Source organism: Streptomyces sp. NPDC047315, assembly GCF_040643215.1.
In the GTDB taxonomy this organism is placed as follows: domain Bacteria; phylum Actinomycetota; class Actinomycetes; order Streptomycetales; family Streptomycetaceae; genus Streptomyces.
The window spans coordinates 269615-296126 of the sequence record NZ_JBEYTZ010000001.1; the positions used below are offsets into that span (position 1 = coordinate 269615).

General features: G+C 72.9%; 25 protein-coding genes. 12 read left to right on the top strand and 13 right to left on the bottom strand.

The window, feature by feature from the left end:
* Positions 1-303: 303 nt before the first annotated feature.
* The 4 genes from ABZ842_RS01190 to ABZ842_RS01205 form a co-directional block, all read right to left on the bottom strand.
* Complete coding sequence (locus ABZ842_RS01190; RefSeq protein ID WP_361529541.1) at positions 304-1731, bottom strand: hypothetical protein; 1428 nt, start codon at positions 1729-1731, stop codon at positions 304-306.
* Positions 1728-3635 (bottom strand): DUF3492 domain-containing protein, encoded by a 1908-nt coding sequence (locus ABZ842_RS01195; RefSeq protein WP_361529544.1) that lies wholly within the window; start codon positions 3633-3635, stop codon positions 1728-1730. Before ABZ842_RS01195 ends, ABZ842_RS01190 begins: the two co-directional genes overlap by 4 nt.
* Before the next feature lie 304 nt (positions 3636-3939).
* The gene (locus ABZ842_RS01200) at positions 3940-5508 is read right to left on the bottom strand and encodes a DUF3152 domain-containing protein (RefSeq protein ID WP_361529547.1); all 1569 of its coding nucleotides are present in this window, start codon (positions 5506-5508) and stop codon (positions 3940-3942) included.
* 9 nt (positions 5509-5517) lie between these two features.
* Entirely contained in the window at positions 5518-6483 is a 966-nt protein-coding gene (locus ABZ842_RS01205) for an alpha/beta hydrolase (RefSeq protein ID WP_361529550.1), read from the bottom strand.
* 254 nt (positions 6484-6737) lie between these two features.
* Here ABZ842_RS01205 and ABZ842_RS01210 point away from each other — a divergent pair, with 254 nt between their 5' ends.
* The 4 genes from ABZ842_RS01210 to ABZ842_RS01225 all read left to right on the top strand — a co-directional run bounded on the left by ABZ842_RS01210 (position 6738) and on the right by ABZ842_RS01225 (position 8795).
* The gene (locus tag ABZ842_RS01210; RefSeq protein WP_361529553.1) at positions 6738-7004 is read left to right on the top strand and encodes a hypothetical protein; all 267 of its coding nucleotides are present in this window, start codon (positions 6738-6740) and stop codon (positions 7002-7004) included.
* Positions 7005-7215: 211 nt separating this feature from the next.
* Positions 7216-7869, top strand: coding sequence for a TetR/AcrR family transcriptional regulator (locus ABZ842_RS01215; RefSeq protein ID WP_361529556.1), 654 nt, complete (start codon positions 7216-7218; stop codon positions 7867-7869).
* Between the two features lie 149 nt (positions 7870-8018).
* Positions 8019-8246, top strand: a complete 228-nt coding sequence (locus ABZ842_RS01220; protein ID WP_361529559.1) for a DUF3107 domain-containing protein — start codon at positions 8019-8021, stop codon at positions 8244-8246.
* Between the two features lie 273 nt (positions 8247-8519).
* Entirely contained in the window at positions 8520-8795 is a 276-nt protein-coding gene (locus ABZ842_RS01225) for a hypothetical protein (protein WP_361529562.1), read from the top strand.
* Between the two features lie 172 nt (positions 8796-8967).
* Here the strand turns inward: ABZ842_RS01225 and ABZ842_RS01230 are convergent, their stop codons facing one another.
* Positions 8968-9741 carry a ferritin-like fold-containing protein gene (locus ABZ842_RS01230; RefSeq protein WP_361529565.1) on the bottom strand — a complete coding sequence of 258 codons (774 nt, stop codon included), beginning with the start codon at positions 9739-9741 and terminating at the stop codon, positions 8968-8970.
* Positions 9742-10382: 641 nt separating this feature from the next.
* Between ABZ842_RS01230 and ABZ842_RS01235 the strand changes: the two genes are divergently transcribed.
* Together ABZ842_RS01235 and ABZ842_RS01240 are read left to right on the top strand one after the other, a co-directional pair.
* Positions 10383-12569, top strand: a complete 2187-nt coding sequence (locus tag ABZ842_RS01235) for a DEAD/DEAH box helicase (RefSeq protein ID WP_361529568.1) — start codon at positions 10383-10385, stop codon at positions 12567-12569.
* Between the two features lie 126 nt (positions 12570-12695).
* A complete protein-coding gene (locus ABZ842_RS01240; RefSeq protein ID WP_361529571.1) occupies positions 12696-13583 on the top strand; it encodes an alpha/beta hydrolase in 888 nt (295 codons plus the stop codon).
* Positions 13584-13869: 286 nt separating this feature from the next.
* On the opposite strand, the gene ABZ842_RS01245 is transcribed toward ABZ842_RS01240, so the two are convergent.
* Entirely contained in the window at positions 13870-14772 is a 903-nt protein-coding gene (locus tag ABZ842_RS01245; protein ID WP_361529574.1) for an NYN domain-containing protein, read from the bottom strand.
* Positions 14773-14962: 190 nt separating this feature from the next.
* On the opposite strand from ABZ842_RS01245, the gene ABZ842_RS01250 reads away from it, so the two are divergent.
* Positions 14963-15115: a hypothetical protein gene (locus ABZ842_RS01250; protein ID WP_361529577.1), complete on the top strand. Its 153-nt coding sequence runs from the start codon at positions 14963-14965 to the stop codon at positions 15113-15115.
* Positions 15116-15190: 75 nt separating this feature from the next.
* Here ABZ842_RS01250 and ABZ842_RS01255 read toward each other — a convergent pair whose 3' ends face one another.
* The 4 genes from ABZ842_RS01255 to ABZ842_RS01270 form a co-directional block, all read right to left on the bottom strand.
* On the bottom strand, positions 15191-15796 hold the full coding sequence (locus ABZ842_RS01255; RefSeq protein WP_361529580.1) for a MarC family protein: 606 nt from the start codon (positions 15794-15796) through the stop codon (positions 15191-15193).
* A 190-nt stretch (positions 15797-15986) separates the two neighbouring features.
* Positions 15987-16859 (bottom strand): PHP domain-containing protein, encoded by an 873-nt coding sequence (locus ABZ842_RS01260; protein WP_361529583.1) that lies wholly within the window; start codon positions 16857-16859, stop codon positions 15987-15989.
* 140 nt (positions 16860-16999) lie between these two features.
* Positions 17000-17638, bottom strand: a complete 639-nt coding sequence (locus ABZ842_RS01265; protein WP_361529586.1) for a DUF6758 family protein — start codon at positions 17636-17638, stop codon at positions 17000-17002.
* Between the two features lie 107 nt (positions 17639-17745).
* A complete protein-coding gene (locus tag ABZ842_RS01270; RefSeq protein WP_361529589.1) occupies positions 17746-18426 on the bottom strand; it encodes a suppressor of fused domain protein in 681 nt (226 codons plus the stop codon).
* A 523-nt stretch (positions 18427-18949) separates the two neighbouring features.
* On the opposite strand from ABZ842_RS01270, the gene ABZ842_RS01275 reads away from it, so the two are divergent.
* Complete coding sequence (locus tag ABZ842_RS01275) at positions 18950-20065, top strand: magnesium and cobalt transport protein CorA (RefSeq protein WP_361529592.1); 1116 nt, start codon at positions 18950-18952, stop codon at positions 20063-20065.
* A 41-nt stretch (positions 20066-20106) separates the two neighbouring features.
* On the top strand, positions 20107-20676 hold the full coding sequence (locus ABZ842_RS01280) for a hypothetical protein (protein ID WP_361529595.1): 570 nt from the start codon (positions 20107-20109) through the stop codon (positions 20674-20676).
* Between the two features lie 114 nt (positions 20677-20790).
* On the opposite strand, the gene ABZ842_RS01285 is transcribed toward ABZ842_RS01280, so the two are convergent.
* A complete protein-coding gene (locus tag ABZ842_RS01285) occupies positions 20791-21555 on the bottom strand; it encodes a hypothetical protein (RefSeq protein WP_361529598.1) in 765 nt (254 codons plus the stop codon).
* A gap of 175 nt (positions 21556-21730) precedes the next feature.
* Between ABZ842_RS01285 and ABZ842_RS01290 the strand changes: the two genes are divergently transcribed.
* From ABZ842_RS01290 to ABZ842_RS01300, 3 genes are read left to right on the top strand one after another with little or no spacing between them, the layout of a single operon-like run.
* Positions 21731-23020, top strand: a complete 1290-nt coding sequence (locus tag ABZ842_RS01290; RefSeq protein ID WP_361529601.1) for a CBS domain-containing protein — start codon at positions 21731-21733, stop codon at positions 23018-23020.
* 16 nt (positions 23021-23036) lie between these two features.
* Positions 23037-23636: a DUF1003 domain-containing protein gene (locus ABZ842_RS01295; RefSeq protein WP_361529604.1), complete on the top strand. Its 600-nt coding sequence runs from the start codon at positions 23037-23039 to the stop codon at positions 23634-23636.
* Positions 23637-23678: 42 nt separating this feature from the next.
* On the top strand, positions 23679-24812 hold the full coding sequence (locus ABZ842_RS01300) for an Mrp/NBP35 family ATP-binding protein (RefSeq protein ID WP_361529607.1): 1134 nt from the start codon (positions 23679-23681) through the stop codon (positions 24810-24812).
* A gap of 81 nt (positions 24813-24893) precedes the next feature.
* On the opposite strand, the gene ABZ842_RS01305 is transcribed toward ABZ842_RS01300, so the two are convergent.
* Positions 24894-25598 carry a hypothetical protein gene (locus ABZ842_RS01305; protein WP_361529610.1) on the bottom strand — a complete coding sequence of 235 codons (705 nt, stop codon included), beginning with the start codon at positions 25596-25598 and terminating at the stop codon, positions 24894-24896.
* Positions 25599-25862: 264 nt separating this feature from the next.
* On the bottom strand, positions 25863-26402 hold the full coding sequence (locus ABZ842_RS01310) for a sec-independent translocase (RefSeq protein ID WP_361529613.1): 540 nt from the start codon (positions 26400-26402) through the stop codon (positions 25863-25865).
* Positions 26403-26512 lie beyond the last annotated feature (110 nt).

The window sequence follows — 26512 nt, forward strand, 5'->3', positions numbered from 1 at the left end:
GCGGATCATGTCGGGTCTCTCCTTAGGGCGTCGCCAGGGCTCGACGACGGCTGATTCAGCGGATGACGACTGGTACGGGTAGGCGGGTTCGCCTGGGTGGTGCGCGTGGTGCGAGTGGTACGGCTTGTGCGGGAGGTGCGACGGGTACGGCCGGGGCCACGGCACGGCCGGTGGTGCGCCCGCGGTGCCTGCACGACCGACCCGTCCGGTCCGGCTGGTGGGGCCGGCGTCTCCGGTACGGCTCATCCGGTACGGCTCAGAGGTCCGGCGCCGGCCGGCCCGGCGGCCGGGGCGCGGCGCAGCTCATGAGGCGTGGGCGGAGGCCCGGGACAGTGCGCCCGCGGCCCGCACCAGCAGCCCTGCCGCGGCCACCCCGCACACCAGGGCGGACGCCGTGCCAGCGCCCCACGCCGTCAGCGCCGCCTCCACCGGCCGGGCCAGGGCATCGCAGCCCGGCAGCCGGCCGACCGCCAGCAGCACCGGCCCCAGGGCGTGGCCCGCGCAGGCGGCGCCCAGCCCGACGGCCGCGGCCCGCGCGAAGCCGTGCGCGCTCAGCAGTCGGGCCACGAAGAGCAGCAGCCCGAGGGCGCAGGTCGCCGCGAGGACGCCCCCGTCGACCTCTCCTTCGCCGACCGTCACGGCGGCCACCGCGACCGCCGCGGCCAGGGCCGCCGCGTACAGCGCGACGACGCCGAACAGCAGCGGGCGCACCCCGGACGCGAAGGCACCGAGCGCCCTGCTCACCCCCAGCCGACGCCGTGCACGCACGGAGAACAGCCGGACGCACCAGGCTGCGGGCGCGACCGCGAGCGCGAGGCCCACCAGCGGCGCGGGCGTGAAGGGGGGCACGTCGAAGGGCCCGCCGGCGGCGAACTCGTCGAGCAACCCGGTCCCGTACCCGACGCAGCCGAGGAGGAGCGGCGCCCACACGGCGGTGGTGCGCGCCGCGCGCCCCCGCGCCCGCAGGGGTCCGTGCCGCAGACAGAGGAGTACGGCGGCGGCGACGGCGAGCGCGCCGAGCAGGGCGACGACGGTACGGGGGGTGCCGTCGAGCAGCCGCCAGCCCGCGCCGGTCAGGGCCGCGAGGCCGGCGGGCAGCAGCGCCCAGGGGGCGCCCGGCGGGGGCGCGGGCGCCGGCCCGGAGGGTCGCGGCGGCTCGTCGTCCCGCGGCACCCGCGCGTACAGCTCCTCGGCGAGCGCGAACACGTCGCGGTGGCGGAAGCGCGCGGCCGTCCGGTCGGTCACGCCGTGCGCTTCGAGCCCGGCGGCGATCTCCAGGGGGTCGACGGCGCGTTCGCACAGCCCGCGGTGGCGGTGCAGCAAGGTCTTCACGGGGTCGACGGGGCCTCGGCGCGGCGCGCTCCGGCCCGCCGCGGCGCCCGCGCCGGCGGACTGCCTCGGGGGCGTGGCGGACCGGCCCCAACTCGCCGCGCCCGCCCTCGCGCCGGCGCGAGGGCCCCGGTGCGGTGCGCGCCCGGCACCGCCCGCGCTCGGCCCCCCTCCCGAACTGAAGCCCGCGCCGGAATCGACGTCCGCCCCGGAGCCGAAGCCCGCGCCCGGGCCGATGTCTGCGGCGGTGCCGTTGTCCGCGGCGGCCCCGCCGTTCGCCCCGGTCCCGTCGACCGATGCCGTGCCGAGCAGCGCGTCCGAGCGCTCGTCCCAGCCCCCGGGGCTCGGCGGCGGTCCGGGCTCGTCCGCGTACGGCGGGTCGGCGATCCGTGACGTGGTCATGTGCGGGCCTCCTTGGTCGTCACCGGTTTGGCCGCCACCGGTGCGAACGGACCGGGCCGGGAGGTCTCGGCGGTCGACCCGGCGCGGACCGCGGCTTCCGACCCCCGCCACCCCACCGGGACCCGCGCCTCCGCGGGGTGGCCGAAGGGCAGGGGCCCGCCGGCCGCGTCGACGGCGTCCCGGTGGACCGGGGCGCGGGAGATGACTTCGAGGTAGAGGGAGCGGAAGGCGGCGATGTTCTGGTCGGCGGTGAAGAGTTCGAGTGCGCGGGCGCGCGCGGCGGCGCCGAGGCGGGCGGCGCGCGCCGGGTCGCGGATGAGGTCGAGACAGGCGTCGGCGAGGGCCCGGGGGTTGCGCGGCGGGACGACGAGGCCGGTGCCGCCGATCACCTCGACGACGGCGCCGGTGTCCGTGGAGACGGTCGCCCGGCCGCAGAGCATGGCCTCGACGAGCGTGTGCGGGAAGCCCTCCACGACGCTGGAGAGCACCACGACCCCGCCGGCGGCGTAGGCGTCCGCGGGCTCGGGCGCCTCCGGGCCGCCGAGCTCCTCGAAGGAGACCGGGTTGTCGCCGACGGTGTGCGCGTCGGCGGCCTCGTCCGGGAAGAGCTGTGCGGCCAGCGCCTTGCAGTGGGCGAGGTACGCGGTGGCCGCCGGCCCCTCGGCCGGCGGGGCGAACAGCCGCAGCCTGGCCAGGGGTTCGCCCCTGCGCACCTCGGCGAAGGCGTGCAGCAGGGCGATCAGGTCCTTGCCCGGGTCGACCCGCCCCACCCAGACGAGGGTGTACGGATCGCCGCCGTGCTCGGCCTCGCCGACGGCCGCGAACGGGTCGGCCGCGAGCCCGGGGTGGACCGTGCGCAGCTTCGCCCGGTCGGCGCCGCACTTCTCCTGCCAGCGGCGGGCGTGGTTGTTGCCGGGCGTGATGATCGACGCCTGGGTGTACACCTCGGTGGCGAGCCGGCGCTGGAAGGTGGCGAGCACGGCGCGTACGGGTGTGCTCAAGGGGGCGCGCCGTTCGGTCGGTTGCCCCCCGGCGTACGCGCCTTGGCCCGGGCTCCGGCGCGAGCCGCCGCGCCCCGCGCTCGGCCCGCCCAGGGCGCCGGCCGCGCTCGGGACGCCGTCCCGACCGAACCGTGCGGTCCATGCACCCTGACCGCCCCGCTCGGCGTACCCGGGTCGGTCCGCTTGCTCGGAGTGGCCGAAGTGACCGAAGTGACCAGCCTCCCGGAGGTAGTGCGCCCGCAGTTGGACGCCGTACTCCGTGACCAGCAGCGGAACCCCGAAGAAGCGTTTGGCCAAAAGCCCGGGCACGGCCGCTGCACCCCCGGACACGGCGTGGCAGAGGTCGACGGACCCGAGGGCGTCGTCCCCGTACCAGTCCAGGGAGAGCGGGCGCAGTCGGCGCTCCAGCGCATCGGCGACGGTGAGGTGGTCGAGGACGGTGGCGCCGTGCAGCGCGCGGTGCGCGCCGGGGGCGCGACAGGCGGACTCCAGGATGCGCACGGCGTGTTCGGAGCGCAGGTCCGCGCCGAGCGCGCCGTACTCGCGGGCGAGCGCGGCGAGGCCGTAGAGCCCGTCGGCAAAGTCGTCCGCCCTGGCCGGGCCGGGGGTGCAGATCGCGCTGGCGACCTGCGCGAAGTGGTCGACGAAGCGCCGGCGCCCGCGCCGCGGGAGCGGGTGCCCGCCGTCGCCGGGCGTCAGCGGCGGCGCGGTGCGGACCTGCCGCACCTGCGGCGGCAGCGAAACGGCGCCCCCGTCGTGCCGACCGTCCCGCGAGGGCGCGCCACCCAGCGCGTACACATGGAACTCGTGCTGTACGAGCCCGCGCACGAGCCGGTCGCACCACACCGACAACTCACCTGACGCATACGGATAACCACCCTCCGTGAGCAGTCCGACCCGCACGTGAACACCCCCGATCTCCCTTGCGAGCGGCCACCGTTGACTCGGCGACACGCGGCGGAACGACCGTAAGCCGCCGGGGCGGTGGCACGACGGACGGTTGTCCGCCGCGCCACCGGAAGGGGTGAATACACGTAACTTTCACAGCGCGATAGCGTTCCGTCGCGCTACAGATGCACTCCGTCACCGATCGTCAAGCTGGGGCCATTCCCTCCCGCCCGACGAAGCGCCCGAAATGGATAGAAACCCGGAAAAAGGGGGTCGCCGAAGCGGGTCCGCACGGAGCGAACCCGCCGTCGGGGCGCCGTCATCCCTTCGGGTACACCCAGGGGTTGGGCTTGCAGTCGATCCCGTCGATCTTCAGCGACTTCGTCTGCTGCTGCATCACCGGGGCGAGCGAGCCCTCGGTGCGACAGCTGACGTGCCCGTGGCCGAGCCGGTGGCCGACCTCGTGGTTGATGAGCATCTGCCGGTAGGCGAACATCGCGTCCGCCCCGTACGTCTCGGAGCCCTGCCCCCATCGGAACGCGTTGATCATCACCCGGCTCGTCGACGCCGAGTCGCAGCTGACCTTGTCGATGGAGGTGTTCAGCCCGGACTTGGCGCACCACACGTCCGTGGTGCCGGGGCTGGCCAGCGTTATGACGAAGTCGGGGTCCCCGGACGAGATCCGCTCGAAGCTCATGGCGCCCTTGCGGGCCCAGCTGCGCTCGTCGTTCAGGGTGCGCTGCACGGCGACGGCGAACAGGGCGCCGTCCATGTCGAGCCCCTTCTCGACGTCGACCCGGTAGCGGACCTTCTTGCCCGGGCCGGGCGCCTTGTCGAACCCCGGCACGACCTCGAAGGTGCCTTCCGCGGTCGAGTCCGGGTCGATGGGGAACCGGGTGGCCATCTGCTCTTCGTACGTGGGCGCCTGCGGCTTGCTGTCCTTCGCGTGCGGCTGCGGACCGCCCTGCCGGTCGTCGGAGCGGGACGCCGACTCGGCCGCGTCGCCGCGCTCGTCGCCCGTGGCCGGCACCTCCTTGCGGCGTTCGTTCTCGGCGGAGACCTGCCCGGCGACGACGACCGCGAGCACGGTGGTCACGGCCGCCGCGGCGATCCCGGTGAGGGTGCGGCCCTTGCCGCCGCGCCTGGGGCGGGGCACCGCGCCCGGCCCGTCGTCGACGCGCCCTCCGGTCCCGTCCGGGTCCGGAGCGGTCGGCGCGGGGGGCGCGGCGGCGCCGCCCGGCGGCTGCGCGGGGTCGAACGCGTCGACGAACTCCCGGCGGGGGCCCGGTATCCGGGAGCCCGCGGAGCCTGCATCGGGCTCGGCGCCGAGCGGCGCGTGCGAAGGCACGTGCGCCCCGTGTGCGTGTACGTGTTCGGGGTGGGCGTACTGCTCGGCCCCCGGGTGCTGCGGCACGTGCTGCTGACCATGTTGCCCGTGCTGCTGACCGTGCTGGCCGTGCTGCTGGCCGTGCTGACTGTGTTGCCCGACGTCGTACGCCGGGGGAGCCGCCGCGGCGCCGGCGCCCCAGCCGCCGCCCGCCTCGCGCTGCTCGGGGTGGCCGCCGCGGGCCGCCGGGACGCCGTAACCGGAAGCCGTGTGCTCGGCCCCGTAGCCGTACGCCCCGCCGTGGTGGTGCGGGGAGCCCTGGTCGTACGCACCGGGACCGGGCGCGTGCAGGGGAGCCTGTCCGTAGGGGTCGGCCACCGGGTGGCCACCCGCGTCGTACGCCGGAACGCCCCCCGGCCCGCCAGCGCCGCCGTACGCGTCGACGCCGGCACCGCCGCCGTCGACGGCGGTCTGCACCCGGGCGGCACCGGCCGCAGCGCCGCTCCCGCCGTCGGTGTTCGAGCCCTTGGGCCCGGGGCCCTTACGGCTGTGTCGTCCCACGGGCCCCGATCAGCTCCTGCCGCAGTCGTCTATCAATTCCCGGAACGCCTGGGCGACCGTCTCCGGGTATTCCATCATCGCCACGTGGCCGGCGTCCGGCAGCGTCAGCAACCGGGAGTCCCGGAAGGCCACCGCCGCCCTGCGGGCCATCCGGTACGAGACGAGCCGATCACGCCCGCCGTACACCAGCAGCGTCGGTGCGAGCACCCGCTCCGCCTGCCGCCACAGCCCGTGCTGTCCGCCCAGCGTGTACGCGTCGACGATACCGCGCGCCGAGCGGACCATCGCGTCCCAGAAGTACGGCAGTTGCAACCGCCGCTCCATCTCGGCCACGGCGTACCCGAACGCCTCGTCGGAAACCCGACCGGGGTCGCCGTAACAGAGCGCCGTGACCGCGCGGGTGCGCCGCTCGGCGCTCCAACCCGAGGTCAGCCGGCTGAAGCCGGCGCCCATGCCGGGCAGCGCGAGCAGGGCCGTGGGCACGGCGGTGCGCTGGACGCGCAGCTCGGGGAGGGCCGGCGAGACGAGGGCGAGGGTGCGCACCAGGTCGGGCCGGACGGCCGCGACGCGGGTGGCGACGGCGCCGCCGAGGGAGTTCCCGAAGAGGTGGACGGGGCCGCGGCCGGAGGCGTCGAGGTGCCGGATGACGGCCCTGGCGTGACCGGTCACCGAGTAGTTGCCGTCGTCCGGCGGCGGCGAGTCGCCGAAGCCGGGCAGGTCGACCGCCTCGCCGTCGACCACGTCCGCGAGCAGCGGCATGAGGGACGACCAGTTCTGGGACGAGCCGCCGAGCCCGTGCACGTACAGCGCCGGCGGCAGCCCGGTGCGGGCCGGCGGCCGGGACCGGACGGTGAGGGTGAGACCCGGCAGGGTGACGGAGCGCAGCTCCTCGCCTTCGGCGACCCGCACGGCGGCGACCTCGGGAACCGCGGCGACGTAGGCGGCACGGGCGCCGGGCAGCTCGGTCGAAGACATGCGGCAATGTTACGAGAGGATCACACCGCGAATCGTGTGTTCGGCGTCACAACGGGGTACGCGGACGCATAGCGCCACGGTTCGCAAGCTCCTACGCTCAAAGGGGAGGGCCCCGTTCCAGGGCGCTTCCAGTGCGTCGCGGAAACGGCGGAAAGCCTCCCCCGGAGCGCAGACGAGCCCGTAGCAGGAATAGAGGTGACAGGCGGGCGGGCCGGGCAGACCCGAAGACGGGCAGACCGAAGAAAAGGTGCCGCATGGCTGTCGATCCCACCGATCCGGAAACCACCGACCCACGGGCCAACGGCCCGGTGACCAGCGGTCCGGAGGCCGGCCGTACGGAGATGAGCGGTACGGAGAACATCGACGACGAGGTCCCGGAAGCGGACGCCGCCGAGCAGCACGCGGACGTGCGCCCCGAGGAGGACGGGCCGCCGCCCCGCATCGACCACGACGAGGCGAACGAGGCCGACGCCGTCGAACAGGCGCGCGTGGTGGCCTTGGACGAGGACGACTACCGGTGACGTCCCGCCGACGCCCGGTAACACCCGGTGCTGCCGGCGCTCCGCTTCCGTGCCGCCCTCCCCGACCTGCCCCCCTTTGCCCACGAATAGGGAGCTACCGCGACTGTCCGGTCCGTGAAATTCTGCGTCCGCGACGCGCACGGCCGGGTTACCCAAAAGTACGATGGCGGGCGCGGCGGAGACCGCGCACGGAACGATTTTGGGAGGCGGCGTGACAGCCATCGAGCAGACAGAGGCAGCGCGCCCGCGGGGCACGCGCCTGCCACGCCGAGCCCGCAGGAACCAACTCCTGGGCGCCGCCCAGGAGGTCTTCGTGGCCCAGGGCTACCACGCCGCCGCGATGGACGACATCGCCGAGCGGGCGGGCGTCAGCAAGCCGGTGCTCTACCAGCACTTCCCCGGCAAGCTGGACCTGTACCTGGCCCTGCTGGACCAGCACTGCGAGGCGCTGCTCCAGGCGGTGCGCTCGGCCCTGGCGTCGACGTCCGACAACAAGCAGCGGGTGGCTGCCACGATGGACGCCTACTTCGCGTACGTCGAGGACGAGGGCGGCGCCTTCCGGTTGGTCTTCGAGTCCGACCTGACGAACGAACCCGCGGTGCGGGAGCGCGTGGAGCGGGTCTCCTTGCAGTGCGCGGAGGCGATCTCCGATGTGATCGCCGAGGACACGGACCTGTCCAAGGACGAGTCGATGCTGCTGGCCGTGGGCCTCGGCGGCGTCGCCCAGGTGGTCGCGCGCTACTGGCTCTCCAGCGAGTCCGGCATTCCGCGCGAGCGTGCCGTACGGCTGCTGACGTCGCTGGCCTGGCGGGGCATCGCGGGATTCCCGCTGCACGGCGCCGATCCCCAGTCGGATCAGCTCTGATCCGTCGGCGCCTGTGCACCGTCGGTCTTCGCCGGTGTTCGCTGATGGCGTTCCCCGAGCGCGGCTGTGCGGGCACCCCTCCGGGCTAATGTGTGCTGGTACGGCGCGGTGACCGCGCAAACGCACTGACCGTTCGGAGGGACATAGCCGTGGAGGTCAAGATCGGCGTGCAGCACTCGCCCCGGGAGATCGTCCTGGAGAGCGCGCAGTCGGCCGAGGAAGTCGAAGACGCCGTGAGCAAGGCGCTGGCCGGCAAGTCTCAGTTGTTGAGCCTCTCGGACGAGAAGGGCCGCAAGGTCCTGGTGCCGGCCGACCGGATCGCGTACGTCGAGATCGGCGAGTCGTCGAGCCGGCGTGTGGGTTTCGGCGCGCTGTAAGACGGGCGGCCCGCTCGACGCGGGTGCGAAAGGGGTCCCGGTGGACGATCCACCGGGACCCCTTCGCGTGCCTGCGCACGGGCCCGGCCGTTCGAAGATCGACCGGCTCTTCTTCGCAGGTCGAGCCCCGGTCGATCACGGCTCGACGGCGGGCCGATCGCAGATCAATTCTTTCCGGCGGCATACCCGGGGTGGAGGGTTGCTTTCGACAACCGGGGGGTAGTACCGGCTGTAACCGTTCCACCCCCTTCCGCGTTCGCGAGGTGATCAGCAGTGCTGCTGGTAGCGATCGGCTCGGTCCTGCTCGGTCTCGCCCTGTCCTGGGCGGCCGTACGTCATCTCGCCGACCGGCTGCCGGCGCGCCGTCTGGTCCTGTTCACCGGCCCGCTGGGCGCGCTCTTCGGGGCGTACGTGACCCATGCCGCGCTGGGCCCCGGCCATCTGCTGGGGACGCTGGTGGGCGCCGTGCTGATCGGGGGCGTATCGCTGTCGCTGCTGCTGCTCCCAGCGGGCCGGCGCCGGCTGGCCGGCCGACCGCTCCCCTTCTGACCCGCGCCCGCGCACGGCACGAGCAGCACGCGGAGCCGATCGTCGAATGACGCACGAGGGGGAGGGCGCCAACCGGGCGGACGCGAGTCGGGCGGACGCCAGCCGCACGGACGCTGACCGAGCGGACACCGACCGGGCGGACCGGATGGGTCCGCCCGGTCGTGCCGGTCGCTTACGCGGCGAGGCCGAGGGCGGCCATCCGCTTGGTGTGCGCCTTGGTGATCCTGGTGAACATCGCCCCGACCGCCGCCAGGTCGAAGCCGTCGGCCACCCCGCCGACGAGCATCGTGGAGAGCGCGTCCCGCTCGGCGACGACCCGCTGCGCCTGGGACAGCGCCTCGCCCATCAGCCGTCGCGCCCACAGCGCGAGCCGGCCTCCCAGCCTCGGGTCGGCCTCGATCGCGGCCCGCACCTTCTCGACGGCGAAGTTGCCGTGCCCGGTGTCGTCGAGGACGGCGAGCACCAGCGCCCGGGTGTCCGAGTCGAGGTGGACGGCGACCTCCCGGTAGAAGTCACTGGCGATCGAGTCGCCCACGTACGCCTTGACCAGGCCCTCCAGCCAGTCCGACGGTGCCGTCTGGTGGTGGAAGTCGTCCAGCGCCTTCGCGAACGGCTCCATCGCCGCCGTCGGCTCCTCCTCGATCGCGGTCAGCCGGTCCCGCAGCCGCTCGAAGTGGTGGAACTCCGCGGACGCCATCTTCGCCAGTTCGGCCTTGTCCCCGAGCGTCGGCGCCAGCTTGGCGTCATCGGCGAGCCGCTCGAAGGCGGCCAGCTCGCCGTAGGCGAGCGCCCCGAGCAGGTCCACCACGGCGGCGCGGTACTGGGGGTCGGCGGACGCCGTGGCCCAGTCCTGGGCGGCGATCCCGGTGTGCTGCTCGGGTGCGGCGGCGTCCGCCGCACTCGCCTCGTCGGCGGAGTGGTCAGGGGCTTGGTCAGGCGTCTCCATGAACCGCACAATAGCCGCCCCCACCGGTGTCGTAAGGGGCCGGCGAGCCCGGCCCGCGGCTCGCCCGGGCCGGCGCCCGAACCCTGACGCACCCGGATTCCCGCGATTCCCACAAGATCGGCAGAACACCGGCCGACACAGATGCACGAATCCGGGGTACAGTGGTAATGCGCCTGCTGGGCGTTATGACAGTCGTGTGTCTGACTGCATGACGCGTTCGGCGGGCGATCGCAGTGTTTTGACTGAGGGATGAAGGATTTCGTTTCCTTAAGTGATCCTCGTGATCCTTCTGACCCCATGAGGATGCCCGGTCGGTGGCACGATCGGCTCCGAACCGACCGCCCTCGCCGCGGACCGTGCGCCATCTCGCGTATGTCCGCAGATGAGGGGCCCCCTCAGCGGCACGAGCGCTTCGAGCGACGGCAGTGGTCCCGCGCCATCGGCCAACCCGCGGCCGGCCAGCACTTTGGTGCGACATCCAGGTGCGGTACGACCCCCGTCGCTCGCCTCGCGCCGCGTCTCACAGAAGAGGCAACATCCTGACTACGCAGCACACGACTTTCCGGGATCTCGGAATCCTGGCGGAAACCGCCGAGGCGCTCGAAGCCGTCGGCATCGTGAACCCCTTCCCCATTCAGGAAATGACGCTCCCGGTGGCCCTCTCCGGCACCGACGTCATCGGCCAGGCCAAGACCGGCACGGGCAAGACGCTCGGCTTCGGCCTGCCGCTGCTGGAGCGCGTCACCGTCCCCGCGGACGTCGAGGCCGGCCGGGCGCAGCCCGCTGAGCTGACCGACGCTCCGCAGGCGCTCGTCGTCGTCCCCACCCGCGAGCTGTGCACGCAGGTCACCAACGACCTGCTGACCGCCGGCAAGGTGCGGAACGTGCGAGTGCTCGCCATCTACGGCGGCCGGGCCTACGAGCCGCAGGTCGAGGCGCTCAGGAAGGGCGTCGACGTGATCGTCGGCACGCCCGGGCGCCTGCTCGACCTGGCCGGTCAGAAGAAGCTCGACCTGTCGAAGGTCCGCGCGCTCGTCCTCGACGAGGCCGACGAGATGCTCGACCTGGGCTTCCTGCCCGACGTCGAGAAGATCATCCAGCTGCTGCCGGTGCGCCGGCAGACGATGCTCTTCTCCGCGACGATGCCGGGCGCCGTCATCGGGCTCGCCCGTCGCTACATGTCGCAGCCCACGCACATCCGCGCCACCGCGCCGGACGACGAGGGCGCGACCGTCGCGAACATCACGCAGCGCGTGTACCGCGCGCACTCGATGGACAAGCCCGAGATGGTCTCGCGCATCCTCCAGGCCAAGGGCCGCGGGCTGGCGATGATCTTCTGCCGTACGAAGCGGACCGCGGCGGACATCGCCGAGCAGCTGGCGCGCCGGGGCTTCGCCTCCGGCGCGGTCCACGGCGACCTCGGCCAGGGCGCGCGCGAGCAGGCCCTGCGCGCCTTCCGCAACGGCAAGGTGGACGTTCTCGTCTGCACCGACGTCGCCGCGCGCGGCATCGACGTCGAGGGCGTCACCCACGTCATCAACTACCAGTCGCCCGAGGACGAGAAGACGTACCTGCACCGGATCGGCCGCACCGGCCGCGCCGGGGCTTCGGGTACGGCGGTCACGCTGGTCGACTGGGACGACATCCCGCGCTGGCAGCTGATCAACAAGGCGCTGGACCTGAAGTTCCACGACCCCGTGGAGACGTACTCCACCTCGCCGCACCTCTTCGAGGAGCTGGACATCCCGGCGGGCACCAAGGGCGTCCTGCCGCGGGCCGAGCGCACCCGCGCCGGTCTGGCGGCGGAGGAGCTGGAGGACCTGGGCGAGACCGGTGGTCGCGGACGCAAGTCGGCCGCTGCCGCTCCCGCCGCGGTGACCGAGCGGCCGGCCAGGACGCGGACTCCGCGCCGTCGCCGGCGCACCCGGGGCGGCCAGCCCATGGACGCCGCTGCCGCGCAGGGCGCACCGGAGACCGCGGCCGGGGCGGACGCCCCGGAGGAGTCGGCCGCGGTGCGCACGCCGAGGCGTCGTCGCCGTACGCGCTCCGGCGCGGCCGGTGCGGTGGCGCCGGTGGCAGCGGAGTCCGTCGTCGAGACCGTCGTCGAGACTGCGGTCGAGACGGTCGAGGCCCCGGTGGAAGCCGCGCCGCGCCGTCGCCGTACGCGCACGGTCAAGGCCGAGGTTCCCGCGCCGGCCACGGCGCCGGAGGCCGAGGTCGCGACGGCCGCGGAGATCGTCGAGGTCGCCGAGGTCGCGGAGAAGCCCAAGCGGACCCGCAAGCGCGCGGTCAAGGCGGTCGAGACCGCTGCGGCCCCCGAGGTGACGGTCGTCGCCGAGGCTCCGGCCGAGGTCGCTCACGCGGTCGCGGTCTCGGAGAAGCCCAAGCGCACGCGCAAGAAGGTCACTGCTCCGGCCGTCACCGAGGCCCCTGAGGCCGAGGTCGTCGAGAAGCCGAAGCGGACCCGCAAGAAGGCCGTGGCTCCGGTCGCCGCCACCGCGGACGCCCCGGTCGCCGAGGCCGAGGTCAAGCCGAAGCGGACCCGTGCGCGCAAGACGGCGGCGTCCGTGGACGCCCCGGTCGAGGTCGTTGCCGACGTCGCGGCCGAGGTCGCGGCCGACGTGGTGGAGAAGCCGAAGCGGAAGCGGGCCGTCAAGGCGGTGAAGTCCGCCGCCTCGGTGGAGACCGCCGATGTCGCGGAGAAGCCCAAGCGGACCCGTACCCGCGCCGTGAAGTCGACGGCCACCGCGGCGGACGCCCCGGAGGCCGAGGCGAAGCCGAAGCGGACCCGTACCCGCAAGGCGGCGATCGCCCAGCCCGAGGGCTGATCCGGCGACGCCACCGGCGCACCAGCGCACCACCGACCGGCCCGGTCCCGCTCAGGGACCGGGCCGTCGGCGTTCCGCGCCGGCCCGACGCCCCGCCTCCGTTGGAGCGCCGTTAATCTCGAACGCATGAGCCGCCCATCGACTTTCGTGCCGCCCGCCTGCTCGCGCTCCCGGACCCTGCGCACGGCCCGCGGTGACTTCGCCGTGCTCGACGCCGTCCCCGAGGCGCCCGCGGGCGGCCACCGGGGAGCTGCGCTCCTGGTGCCCGGTTTCACCGGCAGCAAGGAGGACTTCATCGCCCTGCTCCAGCCGCTGACGGACGCCGGGTACCGGATCGTCGCCGTCGACGGGCGGGGGCAGTACGAGAGCACCGGGCCCGCGGATCCGCAGGCGTACGCCCAGGAGGAGCTGGCCCGCGACCTGCTCGCGCAGGCGGCGGCGCTCGCGGACGAGACGGGCGGCGGCCCGGTCCATCTGCTGGGCCACTCCTTGGGCGGCCAGATCTCCCGTGCCGCGGTCCTCATCGACGCGACGCCGTTTCGGACGCTGACCCTGATGTCGTCCGGGCCCGCGCTGATCAGCGAGGACCAGCGGACGAAGGTGCGGTTGCTGAGCGAGGCGCTGGCGTCGATGGACATGGCGCGGGTGTGGGAGGCGATCCAGACCCAGGAGACGCCGCAGGACGTGGACGTGGAGGGGGAAGCGGAGGGGAAGGCGGTCCGCGAGCACCTGCGGCAGCGCTGGCTGCGCCACAACCCCGTACAGCTGATCACGACGGGCCGTCAGCTGTCCGTGGAGCCGGACCGGGTCGCCGAGTTGGCCGCGGTGACGTCGCTGCCCAAGCACGTCCTGAGCGGTGAGCGGGACGAGGTGTGGCCGGTGGCGCTGATCGACGAGATGGCGGTACGGCTCGGCGCGCGCCGTACGGTCGTCGCGGGTGCCGAGCACTCCCCCAACACGGACCGCCCCGCGGAGACCGCTCGCGCGCTCTCCGACTTCTGGACCCACCACTGACCCTGCGCCGTGCCGCGCTTCTTTCGTGCGCCTGGACATGTCCGCCGTGACCCTGCGGGCAGGTTTGGTCGCTGCAGGCCGTGGTGGGCTTGTCGCACAGTTCCCCGGCGCCCCTAAACACCTCTGCCCCGGCCCGCAGGCGAATGACGGGGAGGCACAACAGGGGCGCGGGGAACTGCGCGACCAACCCCCACCGGCCGGTAGGGACCGATACTCCCTCAGGGAAACGGCGGCTCAGTCCAGGGACCAGCACGCCCGCAGGGCAAACGGCGGGCCGGGGCGTGGGCTAGTACTGGGCCTGGAGGTGTTGCCAGAAGCCGTCCCGCAGGGCCCTCCGTAGGGGCGCCTGGCCGCGTAGCGACGTCTTGAGCATCTGTTCCGCCTGGACCAGCAGGTCCTGGTCGACCGGCCCGGGCAGATACGGATGCCCGGGCAGCAGCTCCGCCATCGCCTCCCGGCCCCGCTCCCCCAGCCAGGTCGCCGCGATCTGTGCGCCCACGAAGCGGACCTCTTCGCGCGGGGGCGGCGGGGAGCCGTCGTGCTCGTACGTGGTGACGGCGCGGCGGTTGATGTACGGACGGCAGAAGTCGAGGTCGAAGGTGCGCTGGCTGTCGACCTCCCACAGCAGCGGCTCGGCCTGGTTGCTGCCGTCCGCCGACTCGATGCCCCACAGGTGGACCCGGGCGCCGTAGCCCTGCGCCGCCTCCACCGCCGAGACCAGGTCCTCGTCGCCGCCGACGAGGGCGGCGTCGCTGATGGCGCGGTGGCGGGCGAGCGACTCCAGATCGCCGCGGATCAGGGAGTCCACGCCCTTCTGCTGGTTGTTGGCGTTGAGGTTGCCCAGCCGCACCTTGACGTCGGGCAGTTCGGCGATGGACTGCTGCTCCGTGGTGTGGATGCGGCGGCGGGCGCCGTCGTACCAGTACACCCGCAGCAGTCGGCTGTCGGCGAAGATGCCGCGCGCCTTGTCGATGAACGCCTCGATGAGCCCTTCGGCGTCCAGGTCGAAGCAGCGCCGGTCCTCCGTGCCGGCCACCAGCAGCCCGGCCGCGGCGTACACGTACCCCGCGTCCACGAAGATGGCGTGGGTCGAGGGGGTCCGCGACACCTCGACGAGGACGCGCTGGAGGATCTCGTTGGTTCGGTCCAGCCGGGCTGCGAGGGCTGCGATCTCACTGGTTTCGTTCATACGGCGCCCATTCTCCCCCGACGCGCCCCGGCCCGCCCTGACCCGCCCCCCTGACCTGCACAAACCCCCCCAATACTTCGACACCTAAAAAGTTTCCTTAGCGTAGGGAATAATTGATGCGGCAACCCATGTTGACCATGACTGACTGCATCAGTTCTCCAGCAGGAGGATCAGGACGAAGGGAGAAGCCGTGCGCTTCGAGATCATGCGACTGGACGACGTCGACGGCACCGCCGTGGACAGCACGGTCGTGGACGCCGCCTCCGTCAACCGGATCGTGCAGCAGGCCGCAGCGACGGGCCAGCGCATCTACATCCGCCCAGCCGAAACGCCGGCTTCGTAGCTCGTTCGGAGCACCGAACGTGACCGTGCCCCCGCGGAACTCCGCGGGGGCACGGTCGTGTCCGGGGGCGGTGCCTCAGGCGCCCTGGACCACCTGGGTGACACCGTTGATGATCTGCTGGACGGCGATGGCGGAGAGCATCATGCCCGCGAGCCGGGTCACCAGCACCACGCCGCCGTCCTTGATCACACGGATGATCAGCAGCGAGTAGCGCATGCTCAGCCAGAGCACCGCGTGCATGACCAAGATCGCCGACCAGACCGCGACCTGTTGGCCGGCGGTGTCCGCGTTCTGCACGGCCAGGATCACCGAGACGATCGCACCGGGCCCGGCCAGCAGCGGCATGCCGAGCGGCACCAGCGCGACGTTCACGTCCTTCGTCTGCTTGGGCTCGTCCGTCTTGCCGGTGAGCAGGTCGAGCGCGATCAGCAGCAGGAGCAGTCCGCCCGCGATCATCAGCGCGGGCACGGACACGTGCAGGTAGTCGAGGATCTGCTGACCCACGAGGCCGAAGACGGTGATCACGCCGAAGGCGACGGCGACCGCCTGCCAGGCCATCCGGCGCTGCATCTTGGCGGGGCGCCCGGAGGTCAGCGCGAGGAAGATCGGGGTGATCCCGGGGGGATCCATGATCACGAAAAGGGTCAGGAAGAGGGAGCCGAAGACGGCGGCGTCGAACACGGTGGTGCCTAAGGAGTGCGAAGGGGGATAGGGGGAGGTACTGCAAGACAGCGGGAGCAATCAAGACGAGTTGCACGCCCGCGTGCGTGCGGAACCGAGGAATCGCCGCACCGAGGTGCCGGAGGTTCGGTTCAGCCTGCGCACGGACCGTGCGGAGGGGAGGAGGTGAGGGACGGCGCGGGGCGCGGTCCTACGCGGGGCTCCCACCCGCGCCCGGGACCGGGAACGCGCCCGTGGCCCGGCGCGTGATCTCGCCGTAGATCTCCGGGTCGGTGGTGAACTGCCCTAGGAGGACGTCCTTGCGGCTGCCGTGGTAGTCGCTGGACCCCGTGGTCAGCAGCCCGAGGTCCGCGGCGAGCGCGCGCAGCCGGGCGCGGGTGGGCCCGTCGTGGTCCACGTGGTCGACCTCGATGCCGTCGAGGCCCGCGGCGGCCAGCTCGGCGATGGCCTCTTCGGGGACCGTACGGCCGCGCTTGACGGCCGCCGGGTGGGCGAAGACCGCGACCCCGCCGGCCGCCTTGACCAGGCGCACCGCGGTGAACGGGTCGAGTTCGTGCTTGATGACGTGGGCCCGGCCGCCGTCGGCGATCCACTCTTCGGTGAACGCGTCGGAGACCGTCGCCACCGCGCCGACCTCCACCATCGCGGCGGCGACGTGCGGACGGCCCACGGTGCCGTCGCCGGCGATCCGGGCGACCTGCTCCCACTCGACGGGGACGCCCAGCTCCCGGAGCTTGGCGACCATGGCCTGCGCCCGCGGCACCCGGTCGTCGCGCAGCAGCTCGCGCTCGCGCAGCAGCTCGGGCTCTTCGGGGTCGAAGAGGTACGCCAGCAGGTGCAGGCTCACGCCGTCGAGGGCGCAGGAGATCTCGGCGCCGGTGACCAGGGTGAGCGGGCGGTCCAGGGCGGACAGCGCGGCGGTCGCCTCGGCGTGGCCGCGGGTGGTGTCGTGGTCGGTGAGCGCGACCACGTCGAGCCCCGCGGCGGCGGCGTTGCGCACCAGCTCGGCGGGGGTGTCCGTACCGTCCGACGCCGTGGAGTGGGTGTGCAGGTCGATGCGCACGCGGGACTCCAAGGGTGAGGCGGGTGGGACGGTCGGGACACGGGTCGGTTCAGTGTATCCGCCCCCGTCACCCGTAAGACCGAGTCGGCGCCCGCCCCGGGGCGGGCGCCGGGGAGCCTCCGCACCGCCTCCGGGCGGCCCTAGGAGAGCAGTCTCGGGGAGAGCGCGCCGCAGGGGACGAGTTCGACCTCGTCGCCGGCGTCCCGCAGGTCGGTGAGGACGAGTTCGTCGTACAACAGCAGTCCGGACCGCTCGGGCCAGACGATCGCCCACAGCCACAGCCCGCGCGCCTCGCCCGCGAAGACCGCGCGGTCGTCGGGTGCGGCGCGCACGTGCCACAGGGGGGTGGGGCGGCCGGCGGCGAGTATCTTCGCCTGGGGCGCCCGGTCGAAGTGGATGTGCGGGCCGGGGTCGGGGCCGTCGATGCCGGCGTAGCGCGCCCCGAGGCCCACCCCCAACTCCTCGGCGACCAGCAGCAGTTCACCGATGCCGCCGAGCGGGCCGGGACCGGAGCAGGCGACGGCGGTGGCCCGGCCGCCGCTGCGGTCGTCGCCCGCGTACGCGACGCCGGTGAAGAGCCAGCCGACCGGTAGCGGCCAGGGCATCCAGACGGGCACCCGGGCGCGGTGCACCACGACGCCAAGAGCTTCGACACTGGGCGGGATCACCGGCTGGAGCGGATGCACGGCGCCGTGGACGTCGCACTGCCAGGCGTCGGCGAAGAGTCCGGGCGCCCTGACCCGCCCACCGCACTTCGGGCAACTGGGTTCGCCCCTCATAGGGCACAACGGTCCTACCCGCCCGTCCCCACGTCAAGGACGATCACCCTTTCCGGCGTGTGCGCTTGCGATCGCTCCACACCAGGTGTACGAGCCGGGGTACGGGCTCAGTCCAGCGGCACCGACGCCCGCAGCGGGTCGCGCAGGTCGGTGCCGTGGCTCAGCCAGCGCTCTTGCAGCGCCTGGGCCCCGTGGACGCGCTTCCAGGCGGCCTCGTTCGGCGTCATCGGCAGCAGCGGCAGGAAGCGCACGGCGTCCAGGGGGGCGTCCAACTCCAGGTCGTCCACCAGGCCGCCGGCCTCGCCCACCAGCACCGACGTGAAGGGCGCGCCGGGCCACAGCGCCTCGCCGACGTCGAGGGAGGCTCCGGGGGCCACGACGACTCCTTCGACCTGGGGGGAGGCGGCGAGCACGGCGAGCGGGCGCAGCACCCGGTCGGTCTCCGCGAGCCCCGAGCGCACGGAGAGGACCAACTCGGCGCGCGGGCCCTTGACCGGGTCGGCGACGACCGCGGTGGGGTCGGCCATGGGGTGGGCGGACATGCCGAGCGTGGCGTACCGGACGATGCCACCGCCGGCACCGCCACCACCGGTGCCGTCGCCACCGCTGCCACCACTGCCACCGGTGCCGTCGCCGTGCGCGTCGTCACCACCGCCGCGCACGTCGTCGGCGCGGAAGCGGAGCACTTCGATGCGGTCCGTGCCGAGGAACGTCACCGCCGCGCGCGCGTCCGGCGCACCGAGCGCCGTCAGCAACCGCGCCTCGACCAGAGCGAGAACTTCTGCCATCCGGCGAGCATAAATCGCGTAGGGAACGGGCAAAGACACCTGTTGACCGTCAGTCGGCTGATAGTGTTGGCGGCTGGTCGGGACATCGGCGCGAAGGCGCCGCCCCGAAGGCGGGCACCAGCCCCGCCCTCCGGTCCCGGGCAGCTCGTCTCTCCCCTACGGGGGACCGGCTGGAGGAGGTGGGATCCACGGTGGATCGAAGTCGACCGTGTAGTACCAACCGCTCTTCCGCACGGCATCATCGCCTCTCCCGATGAGCTGACCCACGCACCGCACGTGATCCGCGGCCCCGTCCCGTACGTCCGCACCCGACGTCCGTACCGGGCGTCCCGTGGCGCACCGGCGACCGCACGGCGGAAGAGCACAGCGCCCCGCCTTTCCCCTGCTGTCTTTGCCTGTCTGTAGCGAACGCCGTCACCGCGCCCCCGCGGTGCCGCCCGCTTTGCGGACGTGAGGACCACGTCCCCATTCCGGGCTGTGCCACGCCACGCGCCCCGACGGCCCCTCCGTGAAGGAGCAAGCCGTGTCGATGATCCGTGACCTGCGCGCCGCCGTCCGTCCCTCGCTGCGCAAGAGCAGCGCGCCGTACGGCACGTACGACCCCGCCCACGACCCCTCCGCCTCCACCGCGGTCGTCGACTGCGCCGTCTACCGCGACGGGCGGCGCGTGACGAGCGAGACGTGTCTGACGCCGCGTGAGGCGATGCTGCGGGTGCGCGAGGACGGCGGCTTCGCGTGGATCGGGCTCCACGAGCCGACGGAGGAGGAGTTCGCCGGCATCGCCGCGGAGTTCGGCCTCCACCCGCTGGCCGTCGAGGACGCCGTCCACGCCCACCAGCGACCGAAGCTGGAGCGGTACGACGACACCCTCTTCACCGTCTTCAAGACGGTCCACTACGTGGAGCACGCCGAGCTCACCGCGACCAGCGAGGTCATCGAGACGGGCGAGGTCATGTGCTTCACCGGCCGGGACTTCGTGATCACGGTCCGGCACGGCGGCAAGGGCTCCCTGCGGGCGCTGCGGCACGGGCTCCAGAAGGACGAGGAGCTGCTGGCCAAGGGCCCGTCAGCGGTGCTGCACGCCCTGGCCGACCACGTCGTCGACGGCTACATCGCGGTCGCGGCGGCGATGCAGGACGACATCGACGAGGTCGAGATCGACGTCTTCTCCGCGCCCTCCAAGGGCAGCTCGCGCGGCACGGACGCCGGCCGCATCTACCAACTGAAGCGGGAGGTGCTGGAGTTCAAGCGGGCGGTGACCCCGCTGCTGCGGCCGATGCAGCTGCTCAGCGAGCGGCCGATGCGGCTGATCGACCCGGACATCCAGAAGTACTTCCGCGACGTCGCGGACCACCTCGCCCGCGTCCAGGAAGAAGTGCTGGGCTTCGACGAGCTGCTGAACTCCATCCTCCAGGCGAACCTCGCGCAGGCGACGGTCGCGCAGAACGAGGACATGCGCAAGATCACGTCGTGGGCGGCGATCATCGCCGTGCCGACGGCGGTGTGCGGGATCTACGGCATGAACTTCGACTACATGCCGGAGCTGGGCTGGAAGTACGGCTACCCGATGGTGCTGACGGCGATCGCCGTCATCTGCTTCACCATCCACCGCACGCTGAAGCGGAACGGCTGGCTGTAACCGCAAGGGGCGGCGGTAACGGCTGGCGGTAGGCTGCGGCCATGACACCGACGCAGCCGCAGCGGGCGGACCTGTCCGAGCTGTCCGACCTGGACGTGGCCCTCGCCGAGGAGGCCACCAAGAAGTCCGGGCTGGTGTGGGTACGCGGCGAGGGCGCGGGCGCGGATGCGGGCGCGCAGGAGCGGGCGTTGTGGCACGTCTGGCACGACGGCGCAGCGCACGTCGTGGGCGACGGCCCGCACGAGCAGCCGCTGCCGGGGCTCGTCGCCGGCGGGCGCGCGACCGTGACGGTGCGCAGCAAGGACAAGGGCGGCCGGCTGGTGTCCTGGACCGCGTCCGTACGCGAGCTCGAACCGCGCTCCGAGGAGTGGGAGTCGGCGGTCGCGGAGCTGAGGACGAAGCGGCTGAACGCGACGGACACGGAGGGGTTGCGGGAGGAGTGGGCGCGGGGGTGCCGGGTGCTGCGGCTGGAGGTGGCGGGGGTGGGTGCGGAGCTGCCGACGGGCTCGCTGGCGGAGGCGCCGCGCGCCAGCGCGGCGACGACGCGCGGCCCGCGCCCTGCGCCCCTCCCCAAACTCCTCCGCGGACGCGCCCGCGCCCGCCGCCCCTGACAACCTCGCCGTTCCCCTGCGGGCGCCACTGGTCTCTGCGGGTGCTCTGTGGTTGTTCGCGCAGTTCCGCCCCCTGTGCCCGCAGGGCACAGGGGGCGGAACTGCGTGAAGGGGTCAGTCGATGGACTTGGGGAGCGACTTGCCGTAGTCGACCGTCGCGGACTTCGGGGGCGCCTCCAGCGGGAAGTCCACCCCCCACTGCCCCAGCGTCAGCACACCCCCACCCCCCGCCCTCGCGAACTGCAGCGGATACGGCTCGCCCTCCAGCGAGACGTCCAGCACCCCGCCCGCTCCCTCCCCCGCCGAGACCTGGATCGTGCGGACGCCGCCGATCTTCGTGCGGTCGCCCTTGCTCAGTTCGCCCGTCATCCCGAGGAACCCGTCGAGCAGCGCGTCCTTGTCGGTGAAGCCGCGGAACTGGTCGTACGCCGGATCCCCCTCCGGGACCTTCACGTACTTGCCCTCAAGCTTCTCCACCGCCTCCGCGTCCGACTCGGAGGAGGGCGCCCAGAAGCCGGCGTCGGCCTTGAGGTAGAGGTCGTCGGCGACCCTCAGCAGCTCGAAGGTGTTCTCGCCGGCCGTCACGGACCCGGTGCCGCCGCCGTCCTTCAGCCGCATGTTCAGCTTGTACGTGCCGCCCTTGCTGACCAGCGTGCCCGACAGGCTCACCGACTCGGCCGTGTCCGCCGCCGCGCGCGCCCGGTTCTCGATCTCGGCGGCGGGGAGCTTGCCCAGGCCGTTCGTCCCCTTGTCCGGGTCTTCGCCCTCGCTGCACGACACGAGCCCTGCGGCGAGCCCCGCACTCAGCGCCGCGGCCACGACGGCCCGGCGCGCACGGGAGACGGGCGGGAGAAGAGCCACCTGCGCACTGCCTCTCATCTGCTTCGCATTGCTGCATGAGTACTGCTGGTAAAGGGGGGTGCAGAGCGCAGCGTACCCGTGCCGCGCGAGCGCTTCGGCAGCAGCCGTGCGCAGCCATACGGACGCCGAGCACCGGCGGAACGAAACGGTACGGGCTAGCCTGAAGCCCCCGAAAACAGGGAAAGGGGGCAGCATGGCGGCGAGCACCCCCCGCGTCTTCGTCTCCCACCTCGCCGGCGTGCCCGTCTTCGACCCCAACGGCGACCAGGTCGGCCGGGTCCGCGACCTCGTCGTCATGCTCCGGGTGGGCCGCCGGCCGCCCCGGCTCCTCGGCATGGTGGTGGAGGTGCTGACCCGGCGTCGGATCTTCCTCCCGATGACCCGGGTGACCGGCATCGAGTCCGGCCAGGTCATCACCACGGGCGTGGTGAACGTGCGCCGCTTCGAACAGCGCCCCACCGAGCGCCTGGTCCTCGGCGAACTGCTGGACCGCCGGGTGCACCTGGTGGAGGACGACGAGGAGGTGACCGTCCTCGACGTGTCGGTGCAGCGGCTGCCGGCGCGCCGCGAGTGGGAGGTGGACCGCGTCTTCGTCCGCCGGGGCCGGGGCGGGGCGCTGCGCCGCAAGGGGGAGACGCTGACGGTGGAGTGGTCCGCGGTGAGCGGGTTCCGGTTGGAGGAGGAGGCGCAGGGCGCGGAGAGCCTCGTCGCCACCTTCGAACGGATGCGCCCCGCCGACCTGGCCAACGTGCTGCACCACCTCTCCCCCAAGCGCCGCGGCGAGGTCGCGGCGGCCCTCGACGACGACCGGCTGGCGGACGTGCTGGAGGAACTGCCGGACGACGACCAGATCGAGATCCTGGGCAAGCTCCACCAGGAGCGGGCCGCGGACGTCCTGGAGGCGATGGACCCGGACGACGCGGCCGACCTGCTCTCCGAGCTGCCGGAGGACGACAAGGAACGGCTGCTGCGGCTGATGCGCCCGGACGACGCCGCGGACGTGCGCCGGCTGCTGTCGTACGAGGAGCGCACGGCGGGCGGGCTGATGACGACGGAGCCGATCGTGCTGCGCCCGGACGCCACGATCGCGGACGCGCTCGCCCGGGTGCGCCAGGAGGACCTGTCGCCGGCGCTGGCCGCGCAGGTGTACGTGTGCCGGCCGCCGGACGAGACGCCGACGGGGAAGTACCTGGGCACGGCGCACTTCCAGCGGCTGCTGCGGGACCCCCCGTACACCCTGGTCAGTTCGGTAGTCGACTCGGACCTGCCGCCGCTCGCACCGGACACCCCGCTGCCCGCGGTGACCAGCTACCTCGCCGCGTACAACATGGTCGCCGCGCCGGTCGTCGACGAGAGCGGTTCGCTGCTGGGCGCGGTGACGGTGGACGACGTGCTGGACCACCTGCTGCCGGAGGACTGGCGGGAGACGGAGTTCGAGGAGTCCGCCCTCAACGACGAGGCCCGGCAGACGGACGGGTCATGAGCGGGCGGGACGGGTCATGAGCGGGGACTACGGCCAGGGCGCCGACCGCGACCGCGGGGAGCAGAAGGAGCGGCCGTCGGTGCGCGCCCGCGCCCGTCTCGACCTGCCGCAGGTGCCGCGGCGCACCGTGCTGCCGGAGTACGACCCGGAGGCGTTCGGCCGACTGTCGGAGCGGATCGCCCGCTTCCTCGGCACGGGGCGGTTCATCGTCTGGATGACCGCGGTGATCATCCTGTGGGTGGTGTGGAACGTCTCCGCCCCCGGCTCGCTGCGCTTCGACCCGTACCCCTTCATCTTCCTGACCCTGATGCTCTCGCTCCAGGCGTCGTACGCGGCGCCGCTGATCCTGCTGGCGCAGAACCGCCAGGACCAGCGGGACCGGGTCACCCACGAGCAGGACCGCGAGCAGAACGAGCGCTCCATCGCGGACACCGAATACCTGACGCGGGAGATCGCGTCCCTGCGGATGGGCCTGGGCGAGGTCGCCACCCGCGACTGGATCCGCTCGGAGCTCCAGGATCTGGTGCGCGACCTCGGGGAGTTGCGCGAGTTGGACGAGCGGACGACCGTATTCCCGGGCGAGGCCCCTCCGGAGCGTGACGAAGGCGACCGCTGACGGCCTTTCCGGCGGCGGGAGCCCGCGCCGTACCATCTCCGTATGGCTACGGAAGACGCGGTGCTCGAAGCACTGGCGACGGTGAACGACCCGGAGATCAACCGACCGATCACCGAACTCGGCATGGTGAAATCGGTCGAGGTCGGGGCGGACGGCGCGGTCGCCGTCACGGTGTACCTCACGGTCTCCGGCTGCCCCATGCGCGAGACGATCACCAAGAACGTCACGGACGCGGTCGCCCGCGTCGACGGCGTCAGCCGGGTCGACGTCACGCTGGACGTGATGAGCGACGAGCAGCGGCGCGAGCTGGCGACGGCCCTGCGCGGCAACACCGCCGAGCGGGAGGTCCCCTTCGCCAAGCCCGGCTCGCTGACCAGGGTGTACGCGGTCGCCTCCGGCAAGGGCGGGGTCGGCAAGTCGTCGGTGACCGTGAACCTGGCCGCGGCGATGGCCGCGGACGGGCTGAAGGTCGGCGTGGTGGACGCCGACATCTACGGTCACTCTGTGCCGCGGATGCTGGGCGCCGACGGCCTTCCCACCCAGGTCGAGAACATGATCATGCCGCCGTCGGCGCACGGCGTGAAGGTGATCTCCATCGGCATGTTCACCCCGGGGAACACCCCCGTGGTGTGGCGCGGCCCGATGCTGCACCGCGCGCTCCAGCAGTTCCTCTCCGACGTCTACTGGGGCGACCTGGACGTCCTGCTGCTCGACCTGCCGCCGGGCACCGGCGACATCGCGATCTCCGTCGCCCAGCTCGTGCCGAACGCGGAGATCCTGGTCGTCACCACCCCCCAGCAGGCCGCGGCGGAGGTCGCGGAGCGCGCCGGCTCGATCGCGGTGCAGACGCACCAGAAGATCGTCGGCGTGGTGGAGAACATGTCCGGGCTGCCCTGTCCGCACTGCGACGAGATGGTCGACGTGTTCGGCACCGGCGGCGGCCAGAAGGTCGCGGAGGGGCTGACGAAGACGACCGGCGCGAACGTGCCGGTGTTGGGCGCCATCCCGATCGACGTACGGCTGCGGGAGGGCGGCGACGAGGGCCGGCCCGTCGTCCTCAGCGACCCGGAGTCGCCGGCGGGCGCGGCGCTGCGCTCGATCGCGGGCAAGCTCGGCGGCCGGCAGCGCGGGCTGGCAGGCCTGAGCCTCGGCATCACGCCCCGGAACAAGTTCTAGGACGGTCCACTTCACGTCGGCAGGGAGCCGGGGGCGTCGCTCATGCGGCGCCCCCGGTCCCGTACCGGGGCGTACGACGTTTTAGACGTACGGCGTCTCGGCCGTGTACGACGCGACGTCGGGCACGACCGAGAAGCCCAGGCCGTACGCGCTCATGCCGCGCCCGTACGCCCCGAGGTGCACCCCGGGAGGGCCCTCGGTGCCGCTGGTGCCGCTGGTGTCGCTGGTGGAGCCCGCCAGGACCCAGCCGAAGTCCGTCTCGCGGTAGTGGAAGGGCGTGGGCTCGCCGTTCACGGGCAGCGACAGCAGGGACCACTCCGGCCCGTCGAGGTCGTCGGCGAGGACGAACGCCGTCTCGGTCTGCTGGTCCAGCCAGTCGTCCCGCAGCGCGTGGTCGAGCTGGGGCGGCCAGGTGTGCGCCAGCAGCCCGGAGCCGGCGAGCCAGGCCGCGGAGGAGACCGTGGTGGCGTCCAGGACGCCCGTGCCGTCGCCGCTGCGGCGCACGGGGCTGGCGGCGAGCGTGACGACCACGGCGAAGCGCTCCCGCAGGGTGGCCGCGGCGTCCGACCGTATCGACGGCACGTCGCCGTGGCCCAGGGAGCCGTGCTGCACGACGCCGTCGGCCGCCGCGGCGACCTGCATCAGCCAGCGCGGCCCGGTGAACGCCTCGTCGAGCCCGTACCAGGGGAAGGACGCACGGGCGTAGTCGTCGAGGGTGCGCCGACCGTGGAAGGCCGGCTCCGGCCCGTCCGCGGTCTGGTCCGCCTCCCGACTCGTCGTCTCCATCTTCCCGGCCGCCTTCCTCCGTGTCCGAAGCCCGGAGCGGACCCGCCCCCCTCGGGCGTCCTCGCGTCCTGACAGATGGAGAGAATAACCACCCCGCTCCGACTACCAGGGATTGACCGGGGTCAGCGGGCGGATACGACCCGACTGCGGACGCGGGCGGGCCCGGGACCGCCCGGGCGGGGTACGACCCGCGGCATCCGGCGCAACGAGCGGGCCGGTCGGAGTGCGCGGAGGTCCGGGAGCGTCAGGGAACGTCCGGAAACGTCAGGTGACGTCGTCGAAGGGCGGACGCACGGTCTGCTCGGCCGGCTCGCGCTTCTTCAGCAGGTCCGGGGTGCCGGCCGGCTTCTTGAGCAGGTCGGGGGTGCCGGTGCCGGTGCCACTGCCGGTGGACTTCTTCAGCAGGTCCGGGGTGCCGTCGGACGGGCCGGCGACCGCGGCGGGCACGGACCGGTCGCGGTCGGAGTCCGCCGACTCGGTGCCGTTGACCGCGTCCGCGACCTCGTTCATCTCCTTGCGCAGGTCGAACGAGCTGCCCAGCTCCTTCAACTCCCGCAGCTCCTCGTTCTCGTTGAGGTGCTTGCGGATGAACGTCTTCGGATTCAGGTCCTCGAATTCGAAGTCCTTGAACTCCGGGCCGAGTTCCTCGCGGATGTCCTGCTTGGCGCTGTCGGAGAACTGGCGGATCTTGCGGAGCGTGCGGGTGACGTCCTGGATCACCTTGGGGAGCTTGTCGGGGCCGAAGATGAGCACGGCGAGCACGACGAGAGCCACCAGCTCCAGTACGCCTATGTCATTGAACACCCTGCTGCTCCTCGTGTTCTCCGTGGGCCGTGGGTCGAAACGGGTCCGGACCCGAACCACGGTACCCGGCGGAACTTCCGTGCGTCACGTGCCGGGACGCGGTGATCGCC